The sequence below is a fragment of the Streptomyces sp. NPDC048002 genome (assembly GCF_040653275.1).
Taxonomy (GTDB): Bacteria; Actinomycetota; Actinomycetes; order Streptomycetales; family Streptomycetaceae; genus Streptomyces.
Window position 1 is genome coordinate 1 of record NZ_JBEZNL010000020.1, and the last position, 16,629, is coordinate 16,629.

Annotated in this window: 18 protein-coding genes and 1 pseudogene; 5 read left to right on the top strand and 14 right to left on the bottom strand. The window is 73.7% G+C overall.

Translation table 11 applies throughout. The annotated features are described in order from the left end of the window. The 10 genes and pseudogenes from AB0E07_RS23495 to AB0E07_RS23540 form a co-directional block, all read right to left on the bottom strand. A pseudogene (locus tag AB0E07_RS23495) lies at positions 1–149 on the bottom strand (sulfate adenylyltransferase small subunit); the annotation flags it as partial. Continuing rightward, positions 146–721 carry an adenylyl-sulfate kinase gene (gene cysC, locus AB0E07_RS23500; protein WP_362255399.1) on the bottom strand — a complete coding sequence of 192 codons (576 nt, stop codon included), beginning with the start codon at positions 719–721 and terminating at the stop codon, positions 146–148. The pseudogene AB0E07_RS23495 and the gene cysC, both read right to left, overlap by 4 nt. After that, complete coding sequence (locus AB0E07_RS23505; RefSeq protein ID WP_362255402.1) at positions 718–1,428, bottom strand: phosphoadenylyl-sulfate reductase; 711 nt, start codon at positions 1,426–1,428, stop codon at positions 718–720. Before AB0E07_RS23505 ends, cysC begins: the two co-directional genes overlap by 4 nt. Continuing rightward, a complete protein-coding gene (locus AB0E07_RS23510) occupies positions 1,425–1,604 on the bottom strand; it encodes a hypothetical protein (protein ID WP_362255405.1) in 180 nt (59 codons plus the stop codon). Before AB0E07_RS23510 ends, AB0E07_RS23505 begins: the two co-directional genes overlap by 4 nt. Beyond that, the gene (locus AB0E07_RS23515; protein ID WP_362255408.1) at positions 1,601–3,298 is read right to left on the bottom strand and encodes a nitrite/sulfite reductase; all 1,698 of its coding nucleotides are present in this window, start codon (positions 3,296–3,298) and stop codon (positions 1,601–1,603) included. Before AB0E07_RS23515 ends, AB0E07_RS23510 begins: the two co-directional genes overlap by 4 nt. Before the next feature lie 126 nt (positions 3,299–3,424). Further along, positions 3,425–3,508, bottom strand: a complete 84-nt coding sequence (locus tag AB0E07_RS23520) for a putative leader peptide (protein WP_310591794.1) — start codon at positions 3,506–3,508, stop codon at positions 3,425–3,427. Positions 3,509–3,633: 125 nt separating this feature from the next. After that, positions 3,634–4,206: a GNAT family N-acetyltransferase gene (locus AB0E07_RS23525; RefSeq protein ID WP_362255411.1), complete on the bottom strand. Its 573-nt coding sequence runs from the start codon at positions 4,204–4,206 to the stop codon at positions 3,634–3,636. Positions 4,207–4,223: 17 nt separating this feature from the next. Beyond that, complete coding sequence (locus tag AB0E07_RS23530; protein ID WP_362255414.1) at positions 4,224–5,402, bottom strand: hypothetical protein; 1,179 nt, start codon at positions 5,400–5,402, stop codon at positions 4,224–4,226. Positions 5,403–5,579: 177 nt separating this feature from the next. Further along, entirely contained in the window at positions 5,580–6,854 is a 1,275-nt protein-coding gene (locus AB0E07_RS23535) for a GAF domain-containing protein (protein WP_362255417.1), read from the bottom strand. A 270-nt stretch (positions 6,855–7,124) separates the two neighbouring features. Then, positions 7,125–8,759, bottom strand: coding sequence for an acyl-CoA dehydrogenase family protein (locus tag AB0E07_RS23540; protein ID WP_362255420.1), 1,635 nt, complete (start codon positions 8,757–8,759; stop codon positions 7,125–7,127). Between the two features lie 100 nt (positions 8,760–8,859). Between AB0E07_RS23540 and AB0E07_RS23545 the strand changes: the two genes are divergently transcribed. After that, positions 8,860–10,005 carry a YihY/virulence factor BrkB family protein gene (locus AB0E07_RS23545; RefSeq protein WP_362255423.1) on the top strand — a complete coding sequence of 382 codons (1,146 nt, stop codon included), beginning with the start codon at positions 8,860–8,862 and terminating at the stop codon, positions 10,003–10,005. Between the two features lie 18 nt (positions 10,006–10,023). Here AB0E07_RS23545 and AB0E07_RS23550 read toward each other — a convergent pair whose 3' ends face one another. Next, positions 10,024–10,968 (bottom strand): NAD(P)H-binding protein, encoded by a 945-nt coding sequence (locus tag AB0E07_RS23550; protein ID WP_362255426.1) that lies wholly within the window; start codon positions 10,966–10,968, stop codon positions 10,024–10,026. Positions 10,969–11,048: 80 nt separating this feature from the next. Between AB0E07_RS23550 and AB0E07_RS23555 the strand changes: the two genes are divergently transcribed. Continuing rightward, complete coding sequence (locus tag AB0E07_RS23555; protein ID WP_362255429.1) at positions 11,049–11,987, top strand: AraC family transcriptional regulator; 939 nt, start codon at positions 11,049–11,051, stop codon at positions 11,985–11,987. Positions 11,988–12,169: 182 nt separating this feature from the next. After that, positions 12,170–12,841, top strand: a complete 672-nt coding sequence (locus AB0E07_RS23560) for a helix-turn-helix domain-containing protein (RefSeq protein ID WP_362255432.1) — start codon at positions 12,170–12,172, stop codon at positions 12,839–12,841. A gap of 207 nt (positions 12,842–13,048) precedes the next feature. Here AB0E07_RS23560 and AB0E07_RS23565 read toward each other — a convergent pair whose 3' ends face one another. Together AB0E07_RS23565 and AB0E07_RS23570 are read right to left on the bottom strand one after the other, a co-directional pair. Further along, the gene (locus AB0E07_RS23565) at positions 13,049–13,444 is read right to left on the bottom strand and encodes a VOC family protein (protein ID WP_362255435.1); all 396 of its coding nucleotides are present in this window, start codon (positions 13,442–13,444) and stop codon (positions 13,049–13,051) included. Positions 13,445–13,508: 64 nt separating this feature from the next. Then, positions 13,509–14,138, bottom strand: a complete 630-nt coding sequence (locus tag AB0E07_RS23570; protein WP_362255438.1) for a VOC family protein — start codon at positions 14,136–14,138, stop codon at positions 13,509–13,511. 62 nt (positions 14,139–14,200) lie between these two features. Between AB0E07_RS23570 and AB0E07_RS23575 the strand changes: the two genes are divergently transcribed. Next, positions 14,201–14,779, top strand: coding sequence for a hypothetical protein (locus tag AB0E07_RS23575; RefSeq protein WP_362255442.1), 579 nt, complete (start codon positions 14,201–14,203; stop codon positions 14,777–14,779). 73 nt (positions 14,780–14,852) lie between these two features. Next, positions 14,853–15,497 (top strand): ThuA domain-containing protein, encoded by a 645-nt coding sequence (locus AB0E07_RS23580; RefSeq protein WP_362255445.1) that lies wholly within the window; start codon positions 14,853–14,855, stop codon positions 15,495–15,497. Here the strand turns inward: AB0E07_RS23580 and AB0E07_RS23585 are convergent. Next, positions 15,475–16,542 carry a LacI family DNA-binding transcriptional regulator gene (locus tag AB0E07_RS23585; RefSeq protein WP_362255448.1) on the bottom strand — a complete coding sequence of 356 codons (1,068 nt, stop codon included), beginning with the start codon at positions 16,540–16,542 and terminating at the stop codon, positions 15,475–15,477. The two genes, AB0E07_RS23580 and AB0E07_RS23585, sit on opposite strands and share 23 nt — an antisense overlap. Positions 16,543–16,629: the final 87 nt, after the last annotated feature.

The following is a 16,629-nucleotide window of genomic DNA, read 5'->3' on the forward strand; positions in this document are numbered from 1 at the left end:
TTGCCGCCGGAGAAGAGGATCACCGGCCGTTCGAACTCGCCCGCCACCTCGCGGAAGATGTGCACCGCCTCGGACTCCAACGCGTCCAGATGCGACAGGGCGTACGGGGTGCCCGTGCCCTCCTCGACCGAGGAGACGGTCGTCGTCATGCCAGGCCCCTTTCGCTGAGCAGGGCGTACACGGCCGCCGCGGACTCCTGTACGGACTGGTTCTGCGACTCGATGCGCAGATCGGGCGTCTCGGGCTCCTCGTACGGGTCGTCGACCCCCGTGAGCCCGGTCAGCTCACCGGCGGCCTGCTTGGCGTACAGGCCCTTGACGTCCCGCTCGCTGCACACCTCGACCGGGGTCGCCACGTGGATCTCCACGTAGGCCGCCCCGCTCTCCTGGTGGCGCTTGCGCACCGCCTCACGGCTGTCCGCGTACGGCGCGATCACCGGCACCAGCGCCTTGACGCCGTTGCGGGCGAGCAGGTCGGCCAGGAAGCCGATGCGCTGGACGTTGGTGTGCCGGTCCTCGCGGCTGAAGCCGAGGCCCGCGGAGATGAACTCGCGGATCTCGTCGCCGTCGAGAACCTCGACACGGTGGCCCTCCGCGCGCAGCTGGCCGGCCAGCTCGTACGCGATGGTGGTCTTGCCGGCACTCGGCAGACCCGTGAGCCAGACGGTGGCTCCGGTCGTCACGTGGTTCTCCTGATTCTCCGGAAACGGGGTCGTGGTCACAGGTGCAGTCCGCACTCGGTCTTGGCGCGGCCCGCCCAGCGGCCGGCGCGCGCGTCCTCGCCCTCAAGGACGCGGCGGGTGCAGGGGGCGCAGCCGACGGAGGCGTAACCGTCCATCAGCAGCGGGTTGGTGAGGACGCCGTGCTCGCTGACGTAGGCGTCCACGTCCTCCTGGGTCCACTTGGCGATGGGGGAGACCTTGACCTTCCGCCGCTTCTCGTCCCAGCCGACGACCGGGGTGTTCGCCCGGGTCGGGGACTCGTCGCGGCGCAGGCCCGTCGCCCACGCCAGGTAGTCGGTCAGGCCCCGCTCCAGCGGCTCGACCTTGCGCAGCTTGCAGCACAGGTCCGGGTCGCGGTCGTGCAGCTTCGGTCCGTACTGCGCGTCCTGCTCGGCGACCGACTGACGCGGGGTGAGGGTGATGACGTTGACGTCCATCACCGCCTCCACCGCGTCACGAGTACCGATCGTCTCGGGAAAGTGGTAGCCGGTGTCGAGGAACACCACGTCGACTCCGGGCAACGCGCGGGAGGCGAGATGGGCGACGACCGCGTCCTCCATGGAGGAGGTCACGCAGAATCGCCGGCCGAAGGTGTTCACGGCCCACTGGAGGATCTCCAGCGCGGAGGCGTCCTCCAGGTCGCGGCCCGCCTGCTCGGCGAGCGCCTTCAACTCCTCGGTGGAGCGGTCTTCCTGAGTGGTCGTCATATCTGGTCTCCCCCTGCTTCGGTCGGCCGAACTCCCCGGGCCAGCAGCCCGAGGAACTTCAGCTGGAAGGCCCGGTTGCACGCCGCGCATTCCCACGCGCCGTGGCCCTGCTCGCTGGGACGCAGGTCCTCGTCACCGCAGTAGGGGCAGTAGAAGGGGGCGGCCCGCTCGCTCATGAGAGTGCCTCCTCGGAAGCGCGCGCGGCCCAGACGGCGAAGCGCTCGCCGTCCTCTCGCTCGGCCTGGAAACGCTTCAGGACCCGCTCGACGTAGTCGGGAAGTTCCTGCGACGTCACCTTCAGACCGCGCACCTTGCGGCCGAAGCCGGCCTCCAGGCCGAGCGCGCCGCCCAGGTGCACCTGGAAGCCCTCGACCTGCTGTCCCTGGTCGTCGAGGACCAGCTGGCCCTTGAGACCGATGTCCGCGACCTGGATCCGGGCGCAGGCGTTCGGGCAGCCGTTGATGTTGATGGTGATCGGTTCGTCGAACTCGGGGATCCGGCGCTCCAGCTCGTCGATGAGGGAGGCGCCGCGCGCCTTGGTCTCGACGATGGCGAGCTTGCAGTACTCGATGCCGGTGCAGGCCATCGTGCCGCGCCGGAAGGGGGACGGCTTGACCGTGAGGTCGAGCGCCTCCAGGCCCTCGACGAGCGAGTCGATCTGCTCCTGCTCGACGTCCAGCACGAGCATCTTCTGCTCGGCGGTGGTGCGGACCCGGCCGGAGCCGTGCGCCTCGGCCAACTCGGCGATCTTCGTCAGGGTGGCGCCGTCCACGCGGCCCACGCGCGGGGCGAAGCCGACGTAGAAACGGCCGTCGTTCTGCCGGTGCACGCCGACGTGGTCGCGCCAGCGCTCGACGGGCTGGGCCGGGGCCGGGCCGTCGGTCAGCTTGCGCTTGAGGTACTCGTCCTCCAGCACCTGGCGGAACTTCTCCGGTCCCCAGTCGGCGACCAGGAACTTCAGGCGGGCGCGGGTCCGCAGGCGCCGGTATCCGTAGTCACGGAAGATCGAGATGACGCCCTCGTACACGTCCGGGACCTCGTCCAGCGCGACCCAGGTGCCGAGCCGGACACCGATCTTGGGGTTGGTGGACAGGCCGCCGCCGACCCAGACGTCGAAGCCGGGGCCGTGCTCGGGGTGGTCCACGCCGACGAAGGCGATGTCGTTGATCTCGTGCGCGACGTCCAGCAGCGGTGATCCGGAGATCGCGGACTTGAACTTGCGCGGCAGGTTCGAGAAGTCCTTGTTGCCGACGATCCGGCGGTGGATCTCGTCGATCGCCGGAGTGCCGTCGATGATCTCGTCGGCGGCGATTCCGGCGACGGGCGAGCCGAGGATCACGCGGGGCGTGTCCCCGCAGGCCTCAGTGGTGGACAGGCCGACCGCCTCCAGGCGGTTCCAGATCTCGGGCACGTCCTCGATCCGGATCCAGTGGTACTGGACGTTCTGCCGGTCGGTGATGTCGGCGGTGCCGCGCGCGAACTCCTGCGAGATCTCGCCGACGACCCGCAGCTGCTGCGTGGTGAGCCGGCCGCCGTCGATGCGGACGCGGAGCATGAAGTACTCGTCGTCCAGCTCCTCCGGCTCCAGGATCGCGGTCTTGCCGCCGTCGATCCCGGGCTTGCGCTGGGTGTAGAGGCCCCACCAGCGCATCCGGCCGCGCAGGTCGTTGGGGTCGATCGAGTCGAAACCGCGCTTGGAGTAGATCGTCTCAATGCGTGTCCGCACATTGAGACCGTCGTCGTCCTTCTTGAACTGTTCGTTGCCGTTCAGCGGGGTGAAGTGCCCCGCGGCCCACTGGCCCTCGCCGCGGTGACGGCTCGCCCTGCGGCGGGGAGTCGCGGCGGCGGGGTTCTGCGGGGTGGCGGCCATGGTTCTACGTCCTTCGGGACAGGCGGGTAAGCGGCTCTGATCTGCGCACGGGGGCACGGCAAACGTGCGCGTCCTTGCGCAGGAAAGCAGGCAAAAGGGGATGTGTCGGGCGGTGCTGGAGGGCTCTCAGCGCGCCGGACAGATGGCGCTGGACATGCGGCCGAGGTCGACGTGCCGCCGACTCACCAAGGCAATTCCAGTTCCAGACATGACGGAAGCGTGTCACGGCGTTCTGGACACAGTCCAGCTTCGTCCAAGATGCGGACACCCTTGTCCCGCAGAGCGAGACAAGGGTGTCCTTGGTCACATGGCGGGGATGTGCCGCCTTGTGCAGGTCAGGCGGGGTATGCCCCAGGCCAGGGGCCCGGAGCGGCCACCTCCGGCTGCTCCTCGACCTTGGTGTCGAACAGCTTGAAGCCGCGGCGCTGGTAGTTGGCCATGGCGTGCTCCCCGTCCAGGCTGCACGTGTGCAGCCAGACCCGCTTGGTCCGCGACAGTCCGGGCCAGCGGTCGGCTAGGTCCCAGGCGCGGGCGACGCCCTGGGAGAGCAGATGGCCGCCGATGCGGCGGCCCCGGAAGGCGGCGATCAGCCCGAAGTACTCGATCTCCACGACCCCGTCGTCCTGCGGGGACAGCTCCACGTATCCCGCCGGCGTGCCCCGGTCGTAGGCGACCCAGTTCTCCACCCCGGGGCGCTCCAGATGCTCCCGCCACCGGGCGTGGCTCCAGCCGAGCCGGTCGATCCAGCGGATGTCGCCACCGACGGCGGAGTACAGGAAGCGGCTGAACTCGGGGGAGGGGACCTCGGAGCGGACGATCCGCACGTCCCCCTCGGGGGCGGCGGCCGGCAGCAGGTCGGACGGGTCCGTCTGCTCCAGGGACCAGGTGGTCACGGGAATGTTGGGCATGGAGCCCAGGGAATCATCTACCCGAGCGCGTTGTCGATCGAGTCCAGCGGCAGCGCGAACAGGGCCCGCCCCGACTGCGACCACACCTCGCCCCGCTCCTCCCAGTACGACAGGGACGGCGTCGCCGCGCTCCAGCAGGCGTGGGACTCCTCGGCCCCGCACCGGGTGGCGAGGGCCTCGCCCCCGCTCTGCCGCCACAGCGTGCCGCGCTCCTCGGCGCCCTGGGTCACGTACCAGCGGGAGCGGTACGACAGGACGCCGCCGGCCCCGTCCACCTCCGACCGGTACACCTGGCTCGGGCGTCCGGTGGCGAGGAGTCCGGCACGGCCCGGTTCCTTGCTGAACGCGTAGCGCCGCAGGAGGCCGTCGCCGCTCGCCACCAGGCTGTCCGGCGAGGTGGTGCGGTCCAGTGACAGGCTCACCGGCCCGTGCCCGGCCGCCCGGTACACGCCCGCCGCGGGCAGGACGAACGGGGTGCCGTGCTCCGCCGCGGTCGCCGCGTCGGCCCGCCGGATCCGGTGCATGTCGTAGACGTACACCCCGTCCCCGGCGCCGACCAGCAGCTTGTCCTGGTACCAGACCATGCCGGAGACCGCCGGGCGCAGCGCGCGGTGGGCCGCGGCGCCGGTGCCGCCCCGGGCGGGGGCCGCCAGCAGTACCCAGGAGTAGCGGAGCCGGTCGAGGTCGCCTGCGTCGACGAAGGCGACCCGGGAGGCCCCGGGGGCCGACCAGGCGGAGAGCACCACCCGGTGCTCGCCCCAGCGGCCGTCGTCGTCGGCGTCACCGGAGGTGGTCACCGCGCGGGACCGCCAGCCGCGGGTGTCGTCGGCGTCCCAGCAGTACGCGTGGGTGGCCGCGGGCGCCACCGGCAGGGCGGCGCGTTCGCCGGCGGTGCAGTGGGCCGGGTCGCGCAGGGTGCGGTCGGCGGCGTCCAGCACCGTGCCGACGCCGACGGACCGGCCCTCGGCGGCTCGGTCGTCCTGGTCCGGCGCGGGCAGGTCCTCGCTCAGGCGCAGGGTGTCCAGCGCGGCGGCGGAGGTGAGGGGCTTCAGGGCCCCGGGGTCGTCCTCGACCGTGGCCTGGGAGGCGCTGATCATGGTCGCGGCGGCGGTCAGCGCGAGCGCGGTTCCGGCCAGCACTCCGCGCAGCGCGCGGCCCCGCTTGCGCCGGCGGTGTCTGCCGCGATGCTTCGTCATGACACGTCCTCCCGAGGGCGGGCCAACTGCGCCTGTTGATCTGTGCGTTGACCAAGGAGCAGGTGGGGTGGCCCTGAGGCGATGCTACGGCAGTGGGGCACGGTCGCGGACGAAGACCCCGCAAATATGCGGAAGATGCCGCCTTGCGGAGCTCTTAGGGGCGCACGGGGCGACGGCTCACGCCGGTCCGTCCGCCCCCCGGCCGCCGGCCACCTCCGGCACCGTGGGGTGCGGCAGCGGGCCGCGGGGGTCCTCGGGGGACAGCACCTGGACCTCCACATCCGCGCAGAAACGATACGGCCTATGGTCGAGCAAGCCCCCCAAATAGCGCCGTACGCGCGACATCTCGGCCCGTACCGTCACCGTCCGGCCGGCGTCGCCGAACATCTCCTCGGCCAGGGCCGCCGCGCCGAGGCCCCCGGGGTGCCGGGCCAGCAGGCCGAGCAACTCGGCGTGCCGGGGACTGAGTTCATGACTCCAGGAGCCCGCGCTCCCGGTCACCGTCAGCGACCGGCGCCGCGGCTGCGACAGATCCAGCACGATCCGGGTCCGCCCGCGCGGCAGCGGCTCCTCTACGGGCCGCAGCAGCCAGCCGCCGGCCAGCGGCTCCACCACGCACGCCCCGAGCGGCGGCAGCCACCGGCGGCCCGCCCCGAGCGGCTTGGGCAGGGTGACCCGCTGGGTGTACGGCATCCCCGTCACCGCCGCGCACCACCCGTCCCGGTCCACCGCCAGCGCCCGCCCGGCCAGCCGCGCCAGCACCGGCGCCGCCACCGCGCGCAGCCGCTCCAGCGAGGCCAGATGCACCTCCCGCAGCCGGGCCTCGGCCAGCTTGGCCACCGCGTCCACCCAGGCCAGGGTCGCCGGATGCATGGTCTCCAGCGGTCCGCTGACGTCCACCACGCCGATCAGCCGGCCGTCCCGCGGATCCGTGAGGGGGGCACCGGCGCAGGTCCAGCCGGCGTGCGTGCGCACGAAGTGCTCGGAGGCGAAGACCTGCACGGGCCGGCGCACCACCGCCGGGGTGCCCACGCCGTTGGTGCCGACCACGTCCTCCCGCCAGTCGGCGCCGAGTTCAAAACCGAGCCCGTCCGCCTTGCGCAGCACCGCCGGGCTGCCCTCCCGCCACAGAACCCGGCTGTCCTCGTCGGCGACGACCATGATGTGGTGGGCGACGTCGGCGACCGACAACAGCCCCTCCCGCAGCACCGGCAGCACCTGCCGCAGCGGGCTGGCCTCCCGGCGCCGCTCCACCTCCGCGCGCGAGAGCAGCCCCTCCCGGAAGTCGTGGTCGGGGTCCACCCCGCCCCGCAGCATCCGTCCCCAGGACTGCTCGATCACCGGGCGCGGCGCGACCGGGCCCCGCTGCCCGGCGAGCGCCGCCTGGCGCACCTCGCTCAGTACCCGCGCCGCGCGCGCCGTGTCGACGGCGGCCAGTTGTGCCACGTCCATCGGCGACAGCGTCACTGGTCCTCCCCCCAAGTGCGGCCATTCCTGACTGTTCGTCTCATGGTGACGCCCCGCCGCAGCGGAGGGGCACAGTCCGCACACAGTGACCAGGAAGTTGCAACCCCCTGCAACCCTGGTGGTGCCGCTTGGCCTGATTGAAACTTGAGCAACGCCGTCCCGAGCGGCGTTCGCGGCCTCGAACGGGCCAGCGCGGGGGTGGTGCCGTGTCGGCGCAGCACCACCCCCGCCATCGCGTCCTCGCCGGTCACGCGGTCACCCCACGGGCCGGGCGCGGTCCACCAGGGCCCGCAGCGGCAGACCGGTCGGCAGCGCCCCGAAGGCCGCGCCCCCGTCCCCGCCCAGGCGCGACGCGCAGAACGCGTCGGCCACCTCCGATGGCGCGAAACGTACGAGCAGCGACCCCTGGAGGACCAGAGCCAGCCGCTCCGCCAGCCGCCGGGCCCGGCCCTCCACGCCCTCCAGGTCGGCGAGTTCGGTGAGCAGCCCCTTGATCGCGCCGTCCAGCCGGTGGTCGGCGCCCCGCGCCGCGCCGATCTCCCGGAGGCAGGCGTTCAGCGCCTCCGGTTCCCGGCGCAGCACCCGCACCACGTCCAGCGCCTGCACATTGCCCGCCCCCTCCCACACCGAGTTCAGCGGCGACTCGCGCACCAGCCGGGGCATCCCGGACTCCTCGACGTAGCCGTTGCCGCCGAGGCACTCGGCCGCCTCCACCGCCACCGGCGTACACCGCTTCGTCACCCAGTACTTCGCGGCGGGCACCGCCAGCCGCAGCAGGGCCCGCTCCTGCTCGCCGCCGTCGTCGTACGCCGCCGCGAGCCGCAGGCCCAGGGCGGTGGCCGCCTCGGACTCCAGCGCGAGGTCGGCCAGCACGTTGCGCATCAGCGGCTGCTCGGCGAGCCGCGCGCCGAAGGCCCGGCGGTGGTCGCAGTGGTGGATCGCCCGCGCGACCGCCTGCCGCATCAGCCCCGCCGACCCCAGGACGCAGTCCAGCCGCGTCGCCGCCACCATCTCGATCACGGTCCGCACCCCGCGGCCCTCCTCGCCCACCCGCCGGGCCCGGGTCCCGGCGAACTCGACCTCCGCGGAGGCGTTGGACCGGTTGCCGAGCTTGTCCTTCAGCCGCTGGAGCAGGAACGGGTTGCGGGTGCCGTCGTCCAGCACCCGGGGCAGCAGGAAGCAGGTGAGCCCGCCCGGGGCCTGCGCGAGGACCAGGAACCCGTCCGACATCGGCGCCGAGCAGAACCACTTGTGCCCGGTCAGTTCGTAGGACTCCCCGTCGGGCAGCGGGCGCGCGACCGTCGTGTTGGACCGTACGTCGCTGCCGCCCTGCTTCTCCGTCATCGCCATCCCGAGCAGGGCGCCCGCCTTCAGCCGGGCGGGCCGCAGCTCCCGGTCGTACACCGTCGAGGTCAGCCGGGGCTCCCACTCGACGGCCAGGTCCGGGTCGGCGCGCAGCGCGGGCACCGCCGCGTGCGTCATCGACAGCGGGCAGCCGCTGCCCGCCTCCACCTGCGTCCACACCACGAACGCCGCCGCCCGCCGCACATGCCCGCCGGGACGGGTCCAGGCCGAGGTCAGGCCCGCCGCGACGCCCTTGCCGAGCAGCCGGTGCCAGGCCGGATGGAAGTCGACCTCGTCGATCCGGTGGCCGTACCGGTCGTGCGTGCGCAGCCGGGGCGGGTTCTCGTTCGCCAGCGCGCCCCACTCCTGGAGCTGCGCCGACCCGGCCGCCCTGCCCAGCGCCGTCAGCTCCTCGCGTGCCTCGTCGAGCTGACCTTCGCCGAGATGCCGTTCGACCGCCGCGACGAGCGCCCGGTCGCCGGTGTACACGTCGTGGCCGACCAGGGGCGGGGGCTGATTCGTCACGGTGTGGGTGGTGCCGTCCATGCGTGCGAACCTATCGCTCCGGCCCGGGACGGTGACCGCACCGACGCTCCCCTCCCCGGTGCGGGACAGGACCGGGCCGTACGGCGGATACCGTTAGGTCGTGCAGCCAGCAAGTGAATCCCCCCAGCGGCCCTCCGGCCGTCTCCACCGGGCGCGTGCCCTCTACCGGAACGTCTCGAAGCGCAGGACCGCCTGGCTGCTGCTGAAGGACACGGTCAACTCGTGCATCGAGTACCGGATCCTGGGGCTCGCGGCGGAGGCGGCCTTCTTCACGCTGCTGTCCGTCCCCCCACTGCTGCTGAGCATGATCGGACTGCTCGGCTACGTCGACGACTGGACCGGCACCGACACCATCACCAGCCTGGAGGCCAACCTCCTGGAGGCGTCCCGCACGGTCCTGTCGGACAAGGGCGTGCGGCAGATCGCGCAGCCGATCCTCGACGACGTCATGAAGGGCGGCCGCCCCGACGTCATCTCCATCGGCTTCCTGTTCGCCCTGTGGTCGGGCTCCCGCGCGGTGAACGTCTTCATAGACACCATCACCGTCATGTACGGACTGGACGGGGTCCGCGGGATCGTCAAGACGCGGCTGGTCGCCTTCGTGCTCTTCCTGGTCGCCCTGGTGATCGGCTCGATCGCGCTGCCGCTGATGGTCGCGGGCCCGGACGCGGTGCTGAACGTACTGCCCTGGTCGGAGACGCTGGTGCAGGTCCTGTACTGGCCCGTGGTCATCGTGCTGTCCATCGCCTTCCTCACCACGCTTTACCACGTCTCCGTCCCCGTCCGCTCCCCGTGGATCGAGGACGTCCCCGGCGCCCTGGTGGCGCTCGGCATGTGGGTCCTCGGCAGCTTCCTGCTGCGCATCTACCTGACCAACACCGTCGAGGGCGCCACCATCTACGGCTCCCTCGCCGCCGCCGTCGCCGTCCTGCTGTGGATCGGCGTCTCCGCGTTCGCGGTGCTCGTCGGAGCCGCGGTCAACGCCGCCATCGACCGGGTCTGGCCGGCCGCGGCGACGGCCGCCGCGCGCGCCGCCAACGAACGGCTGCGCGAGGCCCAGGTCGCCGAGTACGTGGCCCGGGCCACCGCCTACCGCGAGGCCGTCCAGGACGACCCGGACGACCCCGACATGCCCTCGGAGTTCCCCGAGCGCTGGTCCCGCTTCCTGCCGCCGGAGGACCTCTCCTCCCGGCTGCGCACCCATGTCAGGAGTACCCACCCCCCGCACAAGCCCGACGGGTCCTGACCGCCCCGACCCCTCGACTCACGCCTTCCAGGCGCCCTCGGCCGCGGCCTCGCGGGCGAACTCCGCGAAGTCCCGGGGGTCACGGCCCAGCACCTGCCGGACCCCGTCGGTGAGCCGGGCGTTCCGGCCGTCCAGCAGGGTCTCGAAGACCTCCACCAGGAACTCCGCCTCCTCCGCCGGGATGCCGAACCCGGTCAGCCGCGCCCCGTACTCCCGCGCCGGCACCGGCGTGTACGTCAGCTCCGCCCCCGTCGCCGCCGCGACCTCCGCGACCGCCTCACCGAAGGTCAGCAGCCGCGGCCCGGTCAGCTCCAGCGTCCGCCCCGCGTACCGGTCCCCGGCGGTCAGCACCGCGGCCACCACGTCCGCGATGTCCCGTGCGTCGAGGAACGGCTCCCCGACCCCGTCCGCCGGGAAGACCAGCCCGCCGCTCGCGCGCAGTTCGCCGGCGAGCGGCCCCTCGCTGAGGTTCTGGGCGAACCACGCGGCCCGCACCACCGTCCAGTCGGCGCCGGACGACCGCAGCGCCTCCTCCGCCGGCAGCGCCTGGTCCTCACCGCGCGCCGACAGCAGCACCAGCCGCCGCACGCCGAGGCCCACCGCCTCCCGGGCCAGCGCCCCGACGCCCTCGGCCGCGGCCGGGGAGCCGATGTCGGAGGGGTACATCAGATAGGCCGCGTCGGCGCCGCGCAGGGTGTCCGCCCAGGTCGTCGGGTCCTCCCAGTCGAAGCCCCGGGACCGGGTCGCCTCGCGCACCCCGAGGCCGGCCTCCCGCAGCGCCCGCGCCACCCTGCTGCCGGTCCGGCCGGAGGCCCCGGTCACCACCACGGTCGTGGTCGCCGAGTCCGCCGAGTCCGCCGAGTCCGCCGAGTCCGCCGAGTCCGCCGAGTCCGCCGAGTCCGCCGAGTCCGTCGAGTCCGTCGAGACCGTCGAGTCCGTCGTGTTCCGCGTCGTGTTCGTCATGTCCCCAGTCAACGGCCGCGGGCTCCGGCAACCCATCGCCGAACGGCTCATTCCCATGCGCGCGCGTCTACGCTGGCGCCATGGACGCTCTCGCCGGTCTGCTGGAGGGCCCGCGCGCCCGTGGCGCCTTCATGATCCGCGCCTGTTTCGACCCGCCCTGGGCGGTGCGCATCGAGGACCGCGCCCCGCTCACCCTGATGCTCATGGTCCGGGGCGAGTCCTGGATCGTCCCGGGGACGGGGGAGCGGGTGCGGCTGCGCCCCGGCGACCTGGCCATCGCGCGCGGTCCCGACCCGTACACCTGCGCCGACGACCCCGGCACCCCGCCGCAGGCGCTGATCCTGCCCGGCGGGGAGTGCAGCTACCCCGACGGCCGTTCCCTCAACGGCGTCATGGACCTGGGCGTCCGCACCTGGGGCGACCGGCTCGACGGGTCGGCGGTCATGCTGATCGGCACCTACCTGTGGCAGGGCGAGGTCAGCGGGCGGCTATTGGACGCGCTGCCGCCGCTGCTGACGCTCACCGCGGACGTGTGGGACTGCCCGCTGACCCCCTATCTGATGGCGGAGATCGTCCGTGACGAGCCCGGCCAGGAGGTGGTCCTCGACCGGCTGCTGGACCTGCTCGTCATCGCGGCGCTGCGGGCCTGGTTCTCCCGGCCCGAGGCGGCGGCCCCCGCCTGGTACCGGGCGCTCGCCGACCCGGTGGTGGGGCGGGTGCTGCGGCTGGTGCAGGACGACCCGGCCCACCCCTGGACCGTGTCGTCGCTGGCGGCCAAGGCGGGGGTCTCCCGGGCCGCCCTCGCCCGCCGCTTCACCGAACTGGTCGGGGAACCGCCGATGACCTACCTCACCGGCTGGCGGCTCGCGCTCGCCGCGGACGCCCTGCGCGACTCCGGCGACACCCTCGACGCCATCGCCCGCCGGGTCGGCTACGGCAGCGCGTTCGCCCTGTCCAGCGCCTTCAAGCGGGTGTACGGGGTGAGCCCGCAGGAACACCGGGGGAGGGGGGCCCAGTGACGCGACAGGCGACGTCCGCCCCGTCGCGACGCCCGGCACGCTCCCCCAGAGGGGGCACCCCCACTCGCCGCACCGGACGGAACCCAAGTACATCCGGTACGAGGGCTTCCGTCCGGCACGCCGAGAGCACGCACCGGACGCCGCTCCTCCACGGGCGAACGTCGCCTGCCGCGGCACTGGCCGTGTACCGGGAACGGCCGTCCCGGCTGTCCGGTGCCGTGGTCTGGGCGACCACGTCCGCCGGGGACGGGCGGGTGCTCCCCGACGGCTGCATGGATCTGCTCTGGCACGACGGGCGGCTGATCGTCGCCGGGCCCGACACCCGCGCGCACTCCACCGAGGGCGAGGAGGGCCGCTGGTACGGGGTGCGCTTCCGGCCCGGCGGCGCGCCCGCCTTCCTGGGCGTGCCCGCGCACGAACTGCGCGACCGGCGCGTCGATCTCGGCGAGCTGTGGCCCGCGGCCGAGGTCCGCCGGCTGCGGGACCGGGTCGCGGGTCCGGCCGACCTCGCCACGGCGCTGGAGTCCGCGGTGCTGGAGCGCGCTCCCGAGCCCGACCCGGCCCTCGGGCACCTGGTGGCCGCCCTCGCCGCGGGACGGCCCGTCGCCGCCACCGCCGACGAACTCGGCCTCGGCGCCCGCCGCCTGCACCGGCACTCGCTCGCCGCCTTCGGGTACGGGCCCAAGACCCTGGCCCGTATCCTCCGTTTCCGCCGCGCCCTGGAACTGGCCCGCGCCGGGGTGCCGTTCGCCGAGACGGCGGCCCGCACCGGCTTCGCCGACCAGGCCCACCTGGCCCGGGAGGTGAAGGACCTGGCCGGGGTGCCGCTGGGGGCGCTGCTCGGCGGGGGCTAGCCCATGCCGCCGTCCACACCGCCGCTTCCGACCCGAGCGACCCGCCTGCGTGTGGTGCGCCGGTCGCGTGGAGCATGCCCGCGGGCGCCTTGGGGCGGCGAGGGGCAGGTCGGGCGTCGCGGGGCAAGCGGGACTTCCGCAACACGCCCTACTGCGGGAACGGGCGCCGCGTACCGCTGCCCGAAGGTGCCTCGGAGCGGAGGACGTTCACGCCGGGGGCAGCGGGGCGAACAGGTCGACGCCGTTGCCGTCCGGGTCGTGCACGACCGCGTACCGCTGCCCCCAGAACGCGTCCCACGGTTTGAGTTCGCCATGGTGGCCCGCGCCGACCAGTTCCTCGTACACCCGGTCCACCTCGGCGGGGTCGTCGCAGCGCAGGGCCAGCGCGTGCCGGCCGCCGGCGGGCGGCTGCCAGTCGGGGTGCAGGGAGCGGGCCAGTTCCTCGGTGTCCAGCATCAGCCGGGTCCCGCCGGGCAGCGGGGCCTCGGCGTGCGGCTCGCGTTCGCACCCCTCGGGGAAGTCGAACCCGAGCAGGCGGTAGAAGGCGACGGCTGCGGCCATGTCGGAGACCACCAGCCCGATGGCGTCGAATCGTGGAGTCATGCGGCCACCGTAGACAGCCGGGCCGCCGCCGGTCTTGAAGGAAACGGACACCGCGCCTTGCGGCTCAGCCGAAGGAGACCGGCCCGTTCGGGGTGTCCAGGGTGAAGGAGATGCCCACCGGGCCCTCGGCAAGGTCCAGTTCGGTGCCGAGCGCGGCGAGCAGCGGGCGGATCCCGGCCGGGTCCGGGGCGGTGGCGGACACCGACAGCAGCGGCACGACCGGCAGTCCCGAGGCCGTGGGGTGCACCGACCCGTCCCAGTCGATGAGGAACGGCACCAGCCCGGAGGGGTGCGCGGCGCCGTCCGTCAGCCGCCACCGCAGGAGCGTGCCGTCGGGCCGGCGGCGGCTCATCGGATGCGCGGGCCCGGGGTCGTGGCCGCGGGAACGGGCCTCGGCCACGGCCGCGTCCAGGTCCGGCGGGCAGATCGCCCAGCTGACCGTGCGCGGACCGGTCAGTCCGTCGACCCCGAAGGGGCGGGGGCCCTCGGGCGCGGACTGCTCCGGGTCAGGTCCGATGATCTCCAGATAGGCCGCGCCGCCCAGCCCCACCAGGTGGTTGCGGGTACCGAGGCCGACATGGGCACCGCCGGGCGCGGGCGTGACACCCGTGCGCCGGGCGAACTCCGCGACCGTGGCGGCGAGATCGGGGGTGGCCAGGACGAGATGGTCCAACAGGGACGGAATCGTGTTCATCGCCTACGAGGCTATGCGGATTCCCCCTCGTGGGGGGAACGCGTGTGCGGCAGGATGGCCGCATGATGCGTCAACGGGGTGTACTTTTCATGCTCTTGCTCGTATCGGCCCTGCTCACGGCCTGCGGAAGTGAGAAGTCCGGCGGTGCCGCGGCGGACCCGGCCGAGATCGGCGCGCGAGCCTCCGCCCTCGGCATCGCGCCGGAACACGTCTACGTCACCGAGGTGCCCGGCTTCACCCTCGCCCGGCAGTCCGTCGGCGTGCTCGGCGACGACGGCTTCTCGGCCGTGTACGTCGCCGAGGACGGCGGGGCCCAACTCCAGCTCTCCGTGGACCGCGGCACGCTCACCGCCGCCAACTGCGCCGAGGGGGCGACGGCGCCCTGCGAACGCGACGGCGAGGTCTGGTACCGCGGCCAGGAGTACGCCGTGCCGCAGAAGGGGCACGTCGTGCGGGTCGGCGGCGCGGGCATCGCGCGGGACGTGCTGCGCGAGGCCGCCCTCGCCGTGCACCGGCCGTCCGAGGCCGAACTGGAGGCCCTGCTGCCCCCGGCGGCCGAGGGCGAGGCGCCGGTGGAGCGCGGCGACCTGCCGCCGGTCGGCGACGGAGCGCCCGACAACGAGGAGAACGCCACCGGTTGACGGTCCGTCACCTCCACCCGCGCGGTACTCGGTCCGGCCCCGCGTCCGTCGTCGGGGCCCTACGCTCGCCGTCATGGGCCCCCGACTCCTCGTCCACACCCGCACCACCGACTACCGCCACGACTCCATACCGGCCGCCGTCGACTGCCTGCGCGGGCTGGGCGACTTCGTGATCGACCACGGCGAGGACCCGGCCGCGCTCGAAGGGCCGCTGGAGGCGTACGCGGCCGTCGTCTTCCTCTCCACCAGCGGCGAGGTGCTCACCCCCGCCGGACGGGAGCGGCTCGCGCACTACGTCGAGGCGGGCGGCGGGTTCGTCGGGGTGCACGCGGCGGCCTGCACGGAGTACACCTGGCCCCACTACGGGCGGCTGCTGGGCGCCCGCTTCGCCCGCCACCCCGCCCTCCAGCCCGGCCGCGCCCTCGTCGAGGACCCGGACCACCCGGCGACCCGGCACCTGCCGCCGGTGTGGGAACTGACCGACGAGTGGTACGACTTCGACGTCAGCCCCCGACCGGCCGCGCGCGTCCTGGTCTCGGCCGACGAGTCCTCCTACGAGGGCGGCGGCATGGGCGCCGACCACCCTCTGGTCTGGTGCCGGGACCAGGGCGCGGGACGCGTCTTCTACACCGCCCTCGGCCACACGGCGGAGCTGTACGGCGACCCGGACTTCCGGGCCCATCTGCGGGGTGGGATCACCTGGGCGGCACGGAGGTGAGGGACCGGCACGGCGGTGCCGTGCTGGCCCGTTCCACCAGCCGCGTGGACAGTTCGGTACGGGTGCTCTCGGGGCGGTCGCCGTCCATCATGCGCACCAGCAGGCGCAGCGCGGTCGCCGCGATCTCGGACAGCGGCTGCCGGACGGTGGTGAGCGCCGGGGTGATCCAGCGGGACTCCGGCAGATCGTCGAAACCGACGACGCTCACGTCCTCCGGCACGGCCAGACCGCGCTCCGCCAGCGCGTGGTACACCCCGGGGACCAGCCGGTCCGAGCAGACGAAGACCGCGGTCGGGGGCTCCGGCAGGTCGAGCAGTTCCAGGGTGCGGCGGCGGGCCAGGCCCTCGTCGGCGTTCGCGTGGCGGACGTACTCGGGCCGGTGCCGCACCCCCGCCGAGGCGAGCGCCGAGCGGTATCCCGCCACCCGCGCGATGCCGGCCATCGTGCGCGGGTGACCGCCGACCACGGCGATCCGCTCGTGCCCGAGCGCCAGCAGATGCTCGGTGGCGGTGACCCCGCCCTGCCAGTTCGCCGCGCCCACCGACACCACGCCCGGGGGCGGTTCGAGGACCGGGTCGATCATCACGAACGGGATGCGGTGCTGCTCCAGCCGCCCGTACTGGACGTCGGTCGGATCGGTCAGGTGGAACAGGGCGCCCGCGGAGCCGCGGGCGGTGAGTTTGTCCAGCCAGCCCCGGTCGGACCCGCCGCCCGAGGTCCGGGGCAGTCCGGCCGAGACGACCACCTCCAGGCCCGCGTCATGGGCCGCCGCCTCCACCCCGTGCAGGACCGCGCCGGACGAGGAGGTGTCCAGCGCGTGCAGCACGAGGTCGACCAGACCGGGGGTGCGGACGGCGTCGAAGCGGGGTCTGCGGACGTAGCCGAGCCGGTCCAGCGCCTCGGAGACCCGGCGCCGGGTCTCGGGTGCCACGTCCTCGCGGCCGTTGACGACCTTGGAGGCGGTGGGCACGGACACCCCCGCCTCCCGGGCGACGACCGCGAGGGTCGGCCCGGCCGCCATGTTCGTACTCCCCGTACGGACCATGGGGAACCGCCTCTCCGGCCCGCCCGAGGGCCATCGGATGTCCCGACCGGCGCTGCCGGGACCGGCCGGGGCGCCGTCGGATAGTAA